The organism is Saccharothrix coeruleofusca (assembly GCF_014648515.1).
Classification (GTDB): Bacteria; Actinomycetota; Actinomycetes; order Mycobacteriales; family Pseudonocardiaceae; genus Actinosynnema; species Actinosynnema coeruleofuscum.
On the sequence record NZ_BMRG01000006.1, the window covers coordinates 216958 to 231175 of the forward strand.

A 14218-nucleotide genomic window follows, 5' to 3' on the forward strand; every position below is an offset into this window, starting at 1 on the left:
GGCTCCCGCTGCTCGCCCGATGTCGTCGGTCAGTCTGCCGAGGGGGTCGCCTCGGCGGAACCACCAGGCTCCCCGGAGACCCGGCGACGCCTGCGCCGCCGGGGCCGCTCGGCCTCGCCCGCCGGGGCGTCGGAGGACCCCGAGGGCACCTGCGCGGGCTCGGCCCGCTGCTCCTGCTGCTCGGCCGCCTCGCCGGCCGCGCCCGAGACCACGCCGCCTCGGCTGCGCCGCCTGCGCCGGGGCCGGGTGGCGCGCTCCTCGCCGGACTCGCCGGACTCGCCGGACTGGCCGGACTGGCCGGACTGGCCGGGCGCGCTGGAGGCCGCCTCGCCCTCGCCGGAGGACGAGCCGCGCCCGCCGCGCCGCCGCTTGCGGGACTTGCGGTCGTCGTCGAGCTTCTCCTCCGGCTCGGCGCCCAGGCCCGCGCGGGTGCGCATGCCCAGCGGCAGCCTGCCCGTCGAGCCCGCCGGGATGCCCAGGTCGGCGAACAGGTGGTCGGAGGTCGAGTAGGTCTCCACCGGCTCGGGCTTGTCCAGCCCCAGCGCGTCGCTGATGGACTTCCAGCGCGCCGCCTCGTCCCAGTCGACCAGGGTGATCGCCACGCCGGTGCGGCCCGCGCGACCGGTGCGGCCGATGCGGTGGACGTAGGTCTTCTCGTCCTCGGGGCACTGGTAGTTGATCACGTGCGTGACGCCCTCGACGTCGATGCCGCGCGCGGCCACGTCGGTGGCCACCAGCACGTCGATCTTGCCGGAGCGGAACGCGCGCAGCGCCTGCTCGCGGGCGCCCTGGCCCAGGTCGCCGTGCACCGCGGCGGCCGCGAACCCGCGCTCGACCAGGTCGTCGGCGACCTTCTGGGCGGTGCGCTTGGTGCGGGTGAAGATCATCGACAGGCCCCGGTCGCGGGCCTGGAGGGCGCGCGCCAGCAGCTCGGTCTTGTCCAGCGCGTGCGCCCGGTAGACGAACTGCTCGGTGCGCTCGTGCACCGCGCCCGCGTCGTTCTCCTCGGCGCGCACGTGCGTGGGCTGGTTGAGGAAGGTGCGGGCCAGCGTGATGATCGGGCCGGGCATGGTGGCCGAGAACAGCATGGTCTGCCGCTGCTCGGGGACCATCCGCAGGATGCGCTCGATGTCGGGCAGGAAGCCCAGGTCGAGCATCTCGTCGGCCTCGTCCAGCACCAGGTTGCGGACCTTGCCCAGCACCAGGTGGCGCTGCTCGGCCAGGTCGAGCAGCCTGCCGGGGGTGCCCACGACCACGTCCACGCCCTTGCGCAGGGCGGCGATCTGCGGCTCGTAGGGACGTCCGCCGTAGATGGCAAGCACGCGCACGCCCATGTGCTTGGCGGCGTCGGTCAGGTCGTGGGTGACCTGCAGGCACAGCTCGCGGGTGGGCACCACGACCAGCGCCTGCGGCGTGCCGTCGCCGGGGGTGGTCAGCCGCTGCAGCAGCGGGATGCCGAAGCCCAGGGTCTTGCCGGTGCCGGTGCGCGCCTGGCCGATCACGTCGTCGCCCGCCAGCGCCAGCGGCAGCGTCAGCTCCTGGATGGCGAAGGTGCGCTCGATGCCCGCCTCGGCCAGCGCGCGCACGATCTCCTCGCGCACGCCCAGCTCGGCGAAGGTCGGGGCCAGCGGGCTGACCGGGGCGTCCGCCACCAGCGGTCGGGAGGTGTCCTCGTCGGGGACTCCGGCCTCGCTGTGCTCCAGGGCCACCGGGTCCAGGTCTTGTTCGTTCGTCGCGGTCAGGATGATCGCCTCTCTCGTACCAGCGCGCACGGCCTGTACGGGCCGCTCGACCGCGTCCGCCTCGCGGTCCGCGAAGGGGACCGGGCGTGGCGCGGGAGGGCTTGCGAGGTTTGTGCGCGCACCCTCACCAGGCGGCACGGTGCCGCCGTGATCGCCCGTCGGCACCGCCGCGAATCCCCGTCGGGGCCGCGCGGCGTCGAGCGCCGGGCTTGTCGAAGTGCCAGTCTACCCGGTGACTAGGCCGTTCGGACCGGAACGAGCCGGGCTCGGGCGCGGCGGTGCGGACATGCCCACCGACTAGGCTCGGTCGCATGAGCGAGGTGGAGGCGGCACAGGCGGTGGGCACCGGCGAGATCCCGGAGGGGGTCGTCGACCTGCTCGGCGCGCTGGCGTACGGCGAGCTGTCGGCCTTCGACCGGATGGCCGAGGACGCGCGGACCGCGCCGACGCTGGCCGGGCGCGCCGCGCTGTCGGCCATGGCGGCGGCGGAGATCGGGCACTACGCGCTGCTGGAGCGCCACCTGGCCGACCACGGCCGCTCGGTGGAGCGGGCGATGGCGCCGTTCGTCGCGGGCTTCGACAACTTCCACGCCTCCACCGCGCCCAAGACGTGGGCGGAGTCGCTGGTCAAGGCCTACGTCGGCGACGGGCTGGCGGCGGACTTCTACCGCGAGGTCGCCGAGTGGCTCGACGAGCCGACCAGGGAGCTGGTGCTGGCCGTGCTGGCCGACACCGGCCACTCCGCGTTCGCCGAGCGCGAAGTCCGGGCGGCCTGCGACGCCGACCCGAAGCTGCGCGACCGGCTCGTCCTGTGGGGCCGCAGGCTGCTGGGTGAGGCGTTGACGCAGGCCCAGTACGTGGTGGCGGAGCGGGACGGGCTGGCCGAGCTGATCGTGCGCGGCTCGGGCGACCTGGCGGGCATCGCGGCGCTGTTCCGGCGGCTGCAGCAGAGCCACACGCGGCGCATGACGGCCCTCGGGCTCGGCTAGGGTTGGTTCCGACAGTTGTCTGACGGCCGCCGTTCGGCGGCGTCATCAACGCGCACGGAGGTCAGCGTGGAGGTCAGGGTCGGCGTCGCGGACAGCCCGCGGGAGCTCGTGGTGTCCAGCGGTCTCACCCCCGACGAGGTGGAGTCGCTGGTCGCGGCCGCGTTGAAGGACGGCAGCGGGCAGCTCACGCTGGTCGACCAGAAGGGCGCCCGGTTCGTGGTGCCCACGGCGCGCATCGCCTACGTGGAGATCGGCCCGAGCGACTCGCGTCGGGTCGGCTTCGTCGCGGGCGCCTGAGAGCGACCGCCCGGACGGGGGAGTGACATCCCCCGTCCGGACAAGCTCAGCCGATGGCGGACGGCGTCACGTCCGCTCCCCGTTCACCAGCCGCAACCGCGGCTCCTCGGAGAATCCCCCGGTCAGCGGCGCGTCGGGGTCGAGTTCCACGCCCGCGGAGCGCAGCAGCCCGTCGAGGGCGTGCCAGATGATCGTGGTCAGGTAGTCGCTCAGGCTCGCCCGCGTCATGGACTGGCGGTCCAGCCACCAGTCGCCCGCGTTCTGCACCATGCCGACCAGCGCGTGCGCCCACGGCTCGGCGCCGCCGGAGTCCAGGCCGAACGCGCGCAGGTAGTCGCCGAGCAGCCGGGCCAGCGCGGCGGCGATCATCGCCTTGTCCTCGCCGACCACGTCCTGCTCGACCGGGCGGTCGGTGAACGAGCCGCGCACCACGAACCGGTACAGGTTCGGGTGCTCCTCGATGACCGACAGGTAGGCGTCCACGATCCGGCTGATCCGCAGCCGGATCGGGCCGTCCTGGGCCAGCGCGGGGCCGAGCCGGTCCATCAGCATCTCGGTGCCCCGCTGCCCGACCGCCAGGTACAGGTCGGACTTGTCCGCGAAGTGGCGGTACAGCACCGGCTTGCTGACCCCGGCCTCGTGGGCGATCTCGTCCATGCCGACGTCGGGGCCGTGCGCGGCCACCGCGCGGATGGTGGCCTCCACGAACTCCGCCCGCCGCGCCTCGCGGTGGCCCTTCCAGCGCTCCCGGCGCGCGTCGGTCCCGCCCGCACCCTTGACAGCTCGCCCCATGTGACGAACGCTACCAGAAGTAACCGTTACCTTGAGTAGCAGTAACTCGTTCGAGGGGGCATGGAGTTCCGGTTCACCACCGCCGACGGCACCGCGCTGCGCGTCGTCGACACCGGCCCGCGCGACGCGGGGACGACCACCGTACTGCTGCACGGCTGGACGCTCGACCACACGTCGTGGGACCTGGTCGCGGCCGGGCTGCCGGGCCGGGTGCTGCGCTACGACCACCGCGGCCACGGCGCTTCCGCGCCCGCGCCCCCCGGCTCGGCGACCATCGCCCAGTGCGCCGACGACCTGGCCGAGCTGCTCGCCGACCGGGTGCCCTCGGGGCGGGTGCTGCTGGCCGGGCACTCCATGGGCGGCATGACGGTCATGGCGCTGGCCGAGCGGCACCCCGAGCTGCTGGACCGCGTCGTCGGGGTGGTGCTGGTGGCCACCTCCTGCGGCGAGCTGGCGGGCGGCACCCTGGGCCTGCCCGGCGCCGTCGCCCGCGCCGTCCTGGCAGGCGAGAAGGCGGCGAACCGCCGCATCGCCGAGCTCCGACGACCGCACCTGATGCGCCGCCCCGGCCTGGCCCGCCCCGGACTGCGCTGGCTCCTGTTCGGCCGCGACGCGGACCGGCGGCACGTGGCGCGCACCGCCGCCATGGTGGGCCGCTGCCACCCCGCGAGCATGGTGGCCTTCCGCGACTCCCTCGACGAGCACGACCGCCGCAAGGCGCTGGCCGAACTGGCGGGCATCCCCTGCGTCGTCCTGGCGGGCACCGAGGACCGCCTCACCCCGCTGGCCCACGCCCGGGTCCTAGCCGACGAACTCCCCCACGCCGAACTGGCGATCTACCCCGGCGCGGGCCACATGCTCCCCCTGGAACGCCCCGCAGCCGTCACCACCCACATCACCCGCCTGCTGCCGAGCTGACCCTCCACGCGACGGCCCCGAGACCCCCACTCCACGCGACGGCCTCGGTGACCCCCACGCGAGGCCGCGTCGGCCTGTCGGCATGCCTTTCGGAAAAATCACGCCCTTCGATTTTTCCGAAACGCGTGCCGATGGGCCGACTTCCAGGCGGCCGAGCCCGACCCGGCGAAGCCGGGTCAATGCTGCAACGGAAAGCCGCCGCCGATGCCGCGCCAGGCGAGGTTGGAGATCAGGGAGACGGCGTCCTCCTTGCTCAGCTTGCGGTCGTCGGCCAGCCAGGCGCGGGCGGTGACCTGGCTCAACCCGACCAGGCCGACCGCGAGCAGGCGGGCGCGGTGCTCGTCGAGGCCCGCGTCGACGGTGATCGTCTCGGTGATGGCGTCCACGCTGTCGGTGGTCGCCCGCTCCACGGCCTGCGCCACGGCGGGCTCGCCGCGCAGGTCGGATTCGAACACCATGCGGAACGCCTGGCCTTCGCCGTCGACGAAGTCGTAGAAGGCGGCGACGGCGGCTTTGACCCGCTGCTTGTTGTCGGTGGTGGACGCCAGCGCGTCGCGCACCCGGCCGACCAGTTCGTCCACGTGGGACTCCAGCAGCGCCATGTAGAGTTCCAGCTTGCCGGGGAAGTGCTGGTAGAGCACCGGCTTGCTGACGCCCGCGCGCTCGGCGATCTCGTCCATCGCGGCGGCGTGGTAACCGTTGTTCACGAACACGTCCTGCGCCGCGGCCAGCAACTGGGCACGTCGGGCGGTGCGTGGCAGCCGAACACCCCGTCCTGCCGCCGTGCCCTGGTGCCCGACCGCGGTCTGGGCCGTCTCCGTCATGGTGCCTCCAGCCAACCGATCATCGCGGAACCGGTTAGGGGATGCCCCGCCGGCTCGTCGGCAACCTTACTCGCTGGTAGGAGCGATCCGGGAAGCTCGTCGTTTCACCGGGGGCGGGAGCAGGCATCCTGAGGCGGTGACCGACGCCCTGGAGGCGAGCAGAACCGCCATCACCCACGTGCCCCTGTCCACCCAGTCGCTACCTCCGCTGGACACAACGATCCAGCCGTGGCCTGGTGACTACGTCGAGGTCGACGGCCACCGCGTGCACGTCCGGCGCACTCCCGGCCCCTCTGCGGGCCCCTCTGCGGGCCCCTCTGCGGGCCCCTCTGCGGGCCCCTCTGCGGGCCCCTCTGCGGGGTCCGCCGGGAGGACCGCCGTCTACGTGCACGGCCTGGGTGGTTCGGCGACCAACTGGACCGACCTGGCCGCCCAGCTGTCCGGTCACGCCGAGGGGCACGCCCTGGACCTGCCGGGGTTCGGCCGCTCCGAGCCCGTCGACGGCTACACCTTCGGCATGACCAGCCACGCCGAGGTGGTGGCGGCGTACGTGGCGGGCTTGGGCCGGGGGCCGGTCGACCTGTTCGGCAACTCCATGGGCGGGGCGATCGCGCTGATCGTCGCGGCCACCCGGCCGGAGCTGGTGCGGACCCTGACGCTGGTCTCGCCCGCCGTGCCGGACCTGCGGCCGAGCCTGCGCCGGGTGTCGGACCCCCGGCTGCCGCTGGCGTACGTGCCGGTGCTGGGCACGCCGGTGCGCCGCAGGCTGGCCGCGGTCACCCCGCGCGAGCGCGCCGACCAGATGCTGCGGCTGTGCTTCGCCGATCCGAGCCTGGTGCCGGAGCACCGCATCGCGGAGAGCGAGCGGGAGTACGCCGAGCGGGCCGCGCAGGCGTGGGCGGGCGACGCGCTGGGCCGCAGCACGGTGGAGCTGATCCGCAGCTGGCTGGTGCCCCGGTCGAAGTCGATGTGGCTGCTGCTGCCGAAGGTCGCCGCGCCGTCGCTGGTGGTGTGGGGCACCGAGGACCGCCTGGTCAGCGTGCGCAAGGCGCCGAGGGTGGCCCGGCTGCTGCCGCGCGGGCGGCTGCTGGTGCTGCCCAGGACCGGGCACGTGGCGCAGATGGAGCGGCCGGTGTCGGTGGCCCGCGCGGTGGTCGGGATGTGGGAGGCGGTCGAGCGGAGCGCTTGGTGACCGGGAAAGGTTCACTCGATGGGGAGCTCAAGCCAGTCGAACACCTGTTCGATAATGGGGGTATGACCACGAAGATGGCCCCGCGCTCCGCCCCGCTCCCCACCGGCCGCCGCTGTCCGAGGGCAACTCCGCCCGTCCGGGTGTGGCACCCTGTCTGACGTGAACCGGACGTCTGAGGAACGGCGTGACCCGACGCCTTCCGCGGGAGCCCGGCCGACGCTCTCCGAGGACCGCTACCGCCGCGGCACGCGTCGCACCGCGGGGGAGCCGCTGGCGGCTTCCTGGGAGCCCGTCGCAGGCGGCGTTGGTCACCGCAAGCGTCGTCGGGGTGTGAAGGGCCTGGTCGGCAACTACGGCTGGCGCATCTACGCCCTGCCGGTGCTGCTGGTGCTGACCGTGCTGGTGGTGCTGGACAGCACCGCGCCGGGGGGCGCCAACGGCGGTGGGCAGTCCCCGCTGGCGCAGGACGGACCGGCCGCGTCCTCCTCGCAGCCCGAGTTGCCCACGGTGAACGAGACGCCGCCGTCCAACGCCGACCTGGTCGACATCCCGACCGCCGTGCTGCCCGACGGGCCGAAGTTCTCCGAGCAGGGCACGGGCACCTGGCAGGTGGTGCCGGGCAGCACGAACCCGGTGGGCTCGGGCGTGCTGGTGGAGTACGCGATCGCGATCGAGGACGGCATCGACCCGCAGGACTACAACGGCGACCGGGACGCGTTCGCGCGCACCATCGACGGCTTCCTCTCCGACGTCCGCAGCTGGGTGGGCACCGGCCAGGTCGCCATGCGGCGCGTCGACGACGCCGGGAGGGCCGATTTCGTCATCAGTCTGACCAGCACGAACACCACGCACCAGCTGTGCGGTTTCCAGATCCAGTACGAGTCCTCGTGCTGGGACCGGACCACCAAGCGGGTGGTGATCAACACGGCGCGGTGGGTGCGCGGGGCGAAGGCGTTCAGCAACGACCTGTCCAGCTACCGGCAGTACGCCATCAACCACGAGGTCGGGCACGCCATCGGCAAGGGGCACGAGGGCTGCAGGGGCAACGGCCAGCCCGCGCCCGTGATGATGCAGCAGACCTTCGGTGTGGCCAACGACTACGTCGCCCGGCTCAACGAGGTCGACGCGAGCAATCGCGGTGTGGTGGCCGCGGACGGCAAGGTCTGCACCGCCAACGCGTTCCCGGTGGCGCCCAAGTAGCCCCTGCCCACTGGGTGGGACGACTTCCCACGCGGGAAGACGGCGGGGCAGTCTGGTGTTGTCCATCTGCGTAGGACATGTTTCGTCGAGGAGGATCAGATGGCGCTTCCGCCGCTCGTGGAGCCCGCAGCGGAGCTGACCAAGGAAGAAGTCGCGCGGTACAGCCGCCACCTGATCATCCCGGATGTCGGGGTCGACGGGCAGAAGCGGCTGAAGAACGCGAAGGTCCTGGTGGTCGGCGCGGGCGGCCTGGGCAGCCCGGCGCTGCTCTACCTGGCCGCGGCGGGCGTGGGCACGCTGGGCATCGTCGACTTCGACGTGGTCGACGAGTCCAACCTGCAGCGCCAGGTCATCCACGGCCAGTCCGACATCGGCAAGCCCAAGGCGGAGTCGGCCCGCGACTCGATCGCGGAGATCAACCCGTTCGTGAAGGTGAACCTGCACCAGGTGCACCTGAACTCGGAGAACGTGCTCGACATCTTCCGCGACTACGACCTGATCCTGGACGGCACGGACAACTTCGCCACCCGGTACCTGGTCAACGACGCGGCGGTGCTGCTGGGCAAGCCGTACGTGTGGGGCTCGATCTTCCGGTTCGAGGGCCAGGTCAGCGTGTTCTGGGAGGACGCGCCGGACGGGCTGGGCCTGAACTACCGCGACCTCTACCCCGAGCCCCCGCCGCCCGGCATGGTCCCCTCCTGCGCCGAGGGCGGTGTGCTGGGCGTGCTGTGCGCGTCGATCGGCTCGGTCATGGTGACCGAGGCGATCAAGCTGCTGACCGGCATCGGCGAGCCGCTGCTGGGTCGGCTGATGGTCTACGACGCCCTGGAGATGTCGTACCGGACCATCAAGATCCGCAAGGACCCGGAGAGCCCCAAGATCACCGAGCTGATCGACTACGAGGCGTTCTGCGGCGTGGTCTCCGACGACGCCCAGCAGGCGGCGGCGGGCAGCACCATCACCCCGCTGGAGCTGAAGCAGAAGCAGGACAGCGGTGAGAACTTCCTGCTGGTCGACGTCCGGGAGCCGCACGAGTACGAGATCGTGAAGATTCCCGGCTCGGTGCTGATCCCCAAGGACCGCATCCTCTCCGGCGAGGCGCTGGCGGAACTGCCGCAGGACAAGCAGGTCGTCCTGCACTGCAAGTCCGGCGCCCGTTCGGCGGAGGCGCTGGCCGCCCTGCACCGCGCGGGCTTCAAGGACGCCGTCCACGTCGGCGGTGGCGTCCTGGCCTGGGCCCGCGAGATCGACCCCAGCCTGCCGCAGTACTGAATTGCCGCGCCTCCGGCGCGGCGGCGAGGCCGCCTGGAAGTCGGCCCATCGGGACGCGTTTCCCGCCGATCGAAAAGCGTGATCGGCGGGAAAGGCATTCCGACAGGCCGACGCGGCCTCGCGTGGTGCCCACCTGGCCTCCGCCGGTTCCGTCGTGCCCACCCGTTCGCGCGAGTCGCGCGTTCAGGCACCGCGAGTCGCGCCTTCAGGCACAGCGAGTTGAGCGTTCAGGCAGTGCGAACTGGGCGTTCGGACACGATGGGTTGAGGGTTCGGGGCACGGTGGGCTGAGTGTTTCGGCACTGTCAGCCGGTGGTTGGGGCGGGGTGGTGGCCGTTCGCGGGGGCCGAGGTGCGCCAGACCGCATTAATGCGGTTACGCCGAATGCGGGGTGGTGCAACACGGGGCCGCCCCGCTTCCACCACCGCGACCGCTGTTGCAGGTAGCGTGCCGTGCCGTGAGCACCACTCCGGAACCACCGCCGTCGCACGTGCGTGCCGCGTTCGGCGCGAGGGACGCCGTGCCGGAGTTGATCGACGGCGGCCCCGCCTGGCGGTGCGGCGACGCCGCGATCCGCCCGGCGGGCAACCCCGCCGAGGCGACCTGGGTCGCCAAGACCCTCGACGCGCTCACCGTGGACGACCTGCGCGTCGCCCGCCCCCTCCGCTCGACCGACGGCCGCTACGTGGTCGGCGGGTGGGCGGCCACCAAGTACCTGGCAGGCCGGGCCGAGCCGCGCCACGACGAGGTCGTGTCCGTGGCCGTGCGGCTGCACCAGGCCACCGCCGGGCTGCCCCGGCCGCGCTTCCTCGACGCCCGCAACGGCCTGTTCGCCCGCGCCGACCGGTGCGCCTGGGACGAGGAGGACGTCGACCTCAACCCCGAGCTGGGTGGTCGGCTGTTCGAGCTGCTCGCCGCCTACCGCAAGCCGGTCACCCTCAAGCCGCAGGTCGTGCACGGCGACCTGTTCGGCAACGTGCTGTTCGCCGGGGACGCCGCGCCCGCGATCATCGACTTCACCGCCTACTGGCGTCCCGCCGAGTGGGCCGCCGCGGTGGTCGTGGTCGACGCGCTGGCCTGGGGCGGTGCCGACCCCGGCATCCTGCGGCGCTGGGCTCACCTGGCCGAGTGGCCGCAGGCGCTGCTGCGCGCGACCCTGTTCCGCCTGGCCGTGCACGCGATGCACGCGCGGTCGAGCACGCGGTCGCTGGCCGGGCTGGAGCAGGTGGCGGCGCAGGTCATCAGCCTGCTGTAAGCCCTCGCCACTACCCCTCAGCACCACCCCTCGCCGCTACCTCACCGAGCGATCCTCACCGCCGTGCGGCGCGGGATGAGCAGGCAAGTTCGCACGGAGGAAACACACCACGGCGCGGCGTTAACAGCCCGTTCTTACCGTCGGCCAGGTGACCGACACCCACTGCCCGTACTGCGCGCTGCAGTGCGCGATGTCCATCACCGGCGGCAAGGTGTCGCCGAGGGAGTTCCCGACCAACCGCGGCGGCCTGTGCCAGAAGGGGTGGACCGCCGCCGAGCTGCTCACCTCGCCCGCCCGGCTGACCACGCCGCTGGTCCGCCGGGACGGCGAGCTGCGGCCCGCCACCTGGGACGAAGCCCTCGACGTGGTCGCCGACGGGCTGCGGCGGCTGCGCGCCGAGCACGGGCCGGACGCGGTGGGCGTGTTCGGCGGCGGCGGGCTGACCAACGAGAAGTCCTACCTGCTGGGCAAGTTCGCCCGCGTCGCGCTGGGCACCTCGCAGATCGACTACAACGGCCGGTTCTGCATGTCCAGCGCGGCGGCGGCGGGCAACAGGGCGTTCGGCCTGGACCGGGGGATGCCGTTCCCGGTCACCGACCTCGACGGCGCGGGCGCGGTGCTGCTGGTCGGCGGCAACCCGGCCGAGACGATGCCGCCGTTCGTGCAGCACCTGCGCGGCGCCGAGCTGATCGTGGTCGACCCGCGCCGCACCGCCACCGCCGAGCTGGCCACCCTGCACCTGCAGCCCGCGCCGGGCACCGACCTGGCGCTCGCGCTGGGCCTGCTGCACGTCGCGGTCGCCGACGGCCACCTGGACGAGGACTACCGGCGCGAGCGCACCACCGGGTTCGACGCGGCATGGCGGATCGCGGCGAGCTGGTGGCCGGAGCGGGTGGAGCGGGTGACCGGCGTGCCGGTGGCCGACCAGCGCGCCGCCGTGCGGGTGCTGGCCGAGGCGCGCGGCGCGTACGTGCTCACCGGTCGCGGGACCGAGCAGCACGCCAGCGGCTCGGACACCGTCTCGGCGTGGATCAACCTGGCGCTGGCGCTGGGCCTGCCCGGCCGGGAGGGCTCCGGCTACGGCTGCCTCACCGGCCAGGGCAACGGCCAGGGCGGGCGCGAGCACGGCCAGAAGGCCGACCAGCTGCCCGGCTACCGCAAGATCGACGACCCGCTGGCGCGCGAGCACGTGCGGAAGGTGTGGGGCGTGGACGAGCTGCCCGGTCCCGGCCGGTCGGCCTACGAGCTGCTGGACGCGCTGGGGCAGCCCGGCGGGCCGAAGGCGCTGCTGGTGTTCGGCAGCAACGTGGTGGTCTCCGCGCCCCGCGCCGCGCACGTCGCCGACCGGCTGGCCGCGCTGGACCTGCTGGTGGTGGCCGACCTGGTGCTGTCGGAGACCGCGGCGCTGGCCGACGTGGTGCTGCCGGTGACCCAGTGGGCCGAGGAGAGCGGCACCATGACCAACCTGGAGGGCCGCGTGCTGCTGCGGCAGCGGGCGGTCGCGCCGCCGGAGGGCGTGCGCAGCGACCTGGACGTGCTGCACGGCCTGGCGGTCCGGTTGGGGCAGCCCGCCGAGCGGTTCCCGACCGAGCCCGAGGTGGTGTTCGAGGAGCTGCGGGAGGCGTCCAGGGGCGGCCCGGCCGACTACTCCGGGGTCAGCTACGAGCGGCTGCGGCGCGGGGAGGCGCTGCACTGGCCGGTCGTGGTGGACAGCACCCCCCGGCTGTTCCTGGACCGGTTCGCGCACCCGGACGGGCGGGCCCGGTTCGTGCCGGTGGACCACCGGGGGCCCGCCGAGCTGCCCGACGCGGAGTACCCGCTGCAGGCGACCACCGGCCGGGTCCTGCGGCACTACCAGTCCGGCGCGCAGACGCGCCTGGTCAGGGAGCTGGCCGAGGCCGAGCCGGAGACCTACGTCGAGGTGCACCCCGACACCGCCACCAGGGCCGGGCTGGCCGAGGGGCAGCTCAGCGCGGTGGTGTCGCGGCGCGGCCGGACCGTGGCGCGCGTGCGGTGCGTGCCCTCCATGCGCCTGGACGTGGTGTTCCTGCCCTTCCACTTCCCCGGCGAGGGGCGGGCGAACCTGCTGACCAACCCGGTGCTGGACCCGACCAGCCGGATGCCCGAGTTCAAGGTCTGCGCTGTCCGATTGGAGCCGGTATGAGGAAGGTCGTCATCGTGGGCTACGGCATGGCCGGGGCCCGGCTGGCCGACGAGATCCGCCGCCGCGACCCGGAGGCCGAGCGGGTCGCGCTGACCGTGCTGGGCGACGAGGCGCACCCGGCCTACAACCGGGTGCTGCTCTCCAGCGTGGTGGCGGGGTCGCTGCCCGCCGACGCGGTGCGGCTGCACGACCCGGACTGGGCCGCCCGCCAGCGCGTGGACCTGCGGCTGGGCGGGTCGGTGGGCAAGATCGACCGGACCCGCCGGGTGGTGCACGTGGACGACACCGAGGTCGCCTACGACGCGCTGGTGCTGGCCACGGGCGCGCGCTCGTGGCTGCCGCCGACGAAGGGGCTGGTGGACGCCGACGGCACGCCCGCGCCGGGCGTGGTGGCGTTCCGGTCGCTGGACGACTGCGAGCGGATCATCGCGGCGGCGGGCCCCGGCGCGCCGGTGGCGGTGCTGGGCGGCGGCCTGCTGGGGCTGGAGGCGGCGCGCGGGCTGGCCGCGCGCGGCTGCCTGGTGACCGTGGTGCACCCGGTCGGCCACCTGATGGAGCGCCAGCTCGACGCGGGCGCGGGCCGGGTGCTGGCGCGCACGCTGACCGGGCTGGGCATCGAGTTCCGGCTCGGCGCGCTGGCCGCGGAGTACCTGCCCGGCGAGGGGCTGGCGCTGGACGACGGCACGCGCGTGCCCGCCGAGCTGGTGGTGGTCTCGGCGGGGGTGCGGGCGCAGACGGCGCTGGCCGCCGAGGCGGGCATCGAGGTCGACCGGGGTGTGCTGGTCGACGACGCGCTGCGCACCAGCGACCCCAGGGTGCACGCCATCGGCGACTGCGCCCAGCACGTCGGCACGGTGTCCGGCCTGGTGCAGCCCGCGTGGGACCAGGCGGCGGTGCTGGCCGACCGGCTCACCGGGACCGCGCCCGCCGCCCGCTACCGGGGCACCACCGTGGTCACCCGGCTCAAGGCGCGCGACGTGGACCTGGCCGCGCTGGGCGACGTGCACGTGGAGGTGGACGCCCCGGACGCGGAGGTGCTGTGCTTCCAGGACCCGGCGCGCGGCCGGTACGCCAAGCTGGTGCTGCGCGACGACCGGGTGACCGGCGCGATCGTGCTCGGCGCGCCGGACGCGGCGGCGGCCATCACCCAGCTCTACGACCGGGGCCTGCCCGCGCCGACCGACCGGCTGGCGCTGCTGCTGGGCCGCGCCCTGCCCGGCGAGTCCGCCACCGCCAGCCCCGCCGACCTGCCTTCCAGCGCCGTGGTGTGCCGGTGCAACACGGTCAGCAAGGGCCAGCTGGTGGGCGCGTGGCGGGCGGGCGCGACGACGGTGTCGGCGCTGGCCGAGGCCACCCGCGCGACCACCGGCTGCGGCGGCTGCAAGGACGCGGTGTGCGGCATCGTCGACTGGCTGGCCGCCTCACAGCCCCAGCCCGTCTGATGTGCGGGGGAGTTGCCGCCCGCGACACGCGGTCCAACACCGGGGTAATGCGGCTTTCCTAGGTTTCCGGCAACCAGAACCACAGGTCCGGGAGGTCCGATGAGCACGGTGGTGGAAACCGCGAGCGCCGAA

Annotated in this window: 12 protein-coding genes; 9 read left to right on the forward strand and 3 right to left on the reverse strand. The window is 73.7% G+C overall.

Features of this window, described 5'->3' with window-relative positions; translation table 11 throughout:
• Nucleotides 1-29: 29 nt before the first annotated feature.
• Nucleotides 30-1709: a DEAD/DEAH box helicase gene (locus IEZ00_RS18450; RefSeq protein WP_189224600.1), complete on the reverse strand. Its 1680-nt coding sequence runs from the start codon at nt 1707-1709 to the stop codon at nt 30-32.
• A 344-nt stretch (nt 1710-2053) separates the two neighbouring features.
• Between IEZ00_RS18450 and IEZ00_RS18455 the strand changes: the two genes are divergently transcribed.
• Nucleotides 2054-2731: a ferritin-like fold-containing protein gene (locus IEZ00_RS18455; protein ID WP_189224509.1), complete on the forward strand. Its 678-nt coding sequence runs from the start codon at nt 2054-2056 to the stop codon at nt 2729-2731.
• Nucleotides 2732-2797: 66 nt separating this feature from the next.
• Nucleotides 2798-3028: a DUF3107 domain-containing protein gene (locus tag IEZ00_RS18460; RefSeq protein ID WP_189224510.1), complete on the forward strand. Its 231-nt coding sequence runs from the start codon at nt 2798-2800 to the stop codon at nt 3026-3028.
• A gap of 66 nt (nt 3029-3094) precedes the next feature.
• Here the strand turns inward: IEZ00_RS18460 and IEZ00_RS18465 are convergent, their stop codons facing one another.
• Nucleotides 3095-3820, reverse strand: a complete 726-nt coding sequence (locus IEZ00_RS18465) for a TetR/AcrR family transcriptional regulator (RefSeq protein WP_189224511.1) — start codon at nt 3818-3820, stop codon at nt 3095-3097.
• Between the two features lie 60 nt (nt 3821-3880).
• Here IEZ00_RS18465 and IEZ00_RS18470 point away from each other — a divergent pair, with 60 nt between their 5' ends.
• Entirely contained in the window at nt 3881-4738 is an 858-nt protein-coding gene (locus IEZ00_RS18470) for an alpha/beta fold hydrolase (protein ID WP_189224512.1), read from the forward strand.
• Between the two features lie 176 nt (nt 4739-4914).
• Here the strand turns inward: IEZ00_RS18470 and IEZ00_RS18475 are convergent, their stop codons facing one another.
• Complete coding sequence (locus tag IEZ00_RS18475; protein WP_189224513.1) at nt 4915-5562, reverse strand: TetR/AcrR family transcriptional regulator; 648 nt, start codon at nt 5560-5562, stop codon at nt 4915-4917.
• Nucleotides 5563-5698: 136 nt separating this feature from the next.
• Here IEZ00_RS18475 and IEZ00_RS18480 point away from each other — a divergent pair, with 136 nt between their 5' ends.
• The 6 genes from IEZ00_RS18480 (at nt 5699) to IEZ00_RS18505 (ending at nt 14086) form a co-directional block, all read left to right on the forward strand.
• A complete protein-coding gene (locus IEZ00_RS18480; RefSeq protein WP_229795869.1) occupies nt 5699-6754 on the forward strand; it encodes an alpha/beta fold hydrolase in 1056 nt (351 codons plus the stop codon).
• Nucleotides 6755-6913: 159 nt separating this feature from the next.
• Nucleotides 6914-7954 (forward strand): DUF3152 domain-containing protein, encoded by a 1041-nt coding sequence (locus tag IEZ00_RS18485; protein ID WP_189224515.1) that lies wholly within the window; start codon nt 6914-6916, stop codon nt 7952-7954.
• Between the two features lie 99 nt (nt 7955-8053).
• Nucleotides 8054-9226: an adenylyltransferase/sulfurtransferase MoeZ gene (gene moeZ / locus IEZ00_RS18490; RefSeq protein WP_189224516.1), complete on the forward strand. Its 1173-nt coding sequence runs from the start codon at nt 8054-8056 to the stop codon at nt 9224-9226.
• Nucleotides 9227-9682: 456 nt separating this feature from the next.
• Nucleotides 9683-10480, forward strand: coding sequence for a TIGR02569 family protein (locus IEZ00_RS18495; protein ID WP_189224517.1), 798 nt, complete (start codon nt 9683-9685; stop codon nt 10478-10480).
• A gap of 148 nt (nt 10481-10628) precedes the next feature.
• Nucleotides 10629-12644, forward strand: a complete 2016-nt coding sequence (locus tag IEZ00_RS18500; RefSeq protein ID WP_373293160.1) for a molybdopterin oxidoreductase family protein — start codon at nt 10629-10631, stop codon at nt 12642-12644.
• Nucleotides 12641-14086, forward strand: a complete 1446-nt coding sequence (locus IEZ00_RS18505; RefSeq protein ID WP_189224518.1) for an FAD-dependent oxidoreductase — start codon at nt 12641-12643, stop codon at nt 14084-14086. The genes IEZ00_RS18500 and IEZ00_RS18505 overlap by 4 nt, the downstream gene beginning before the upstream one ends.
• The last annotated feature ends 132 nt before the right edge of the window (nt 14087-14218 follow it).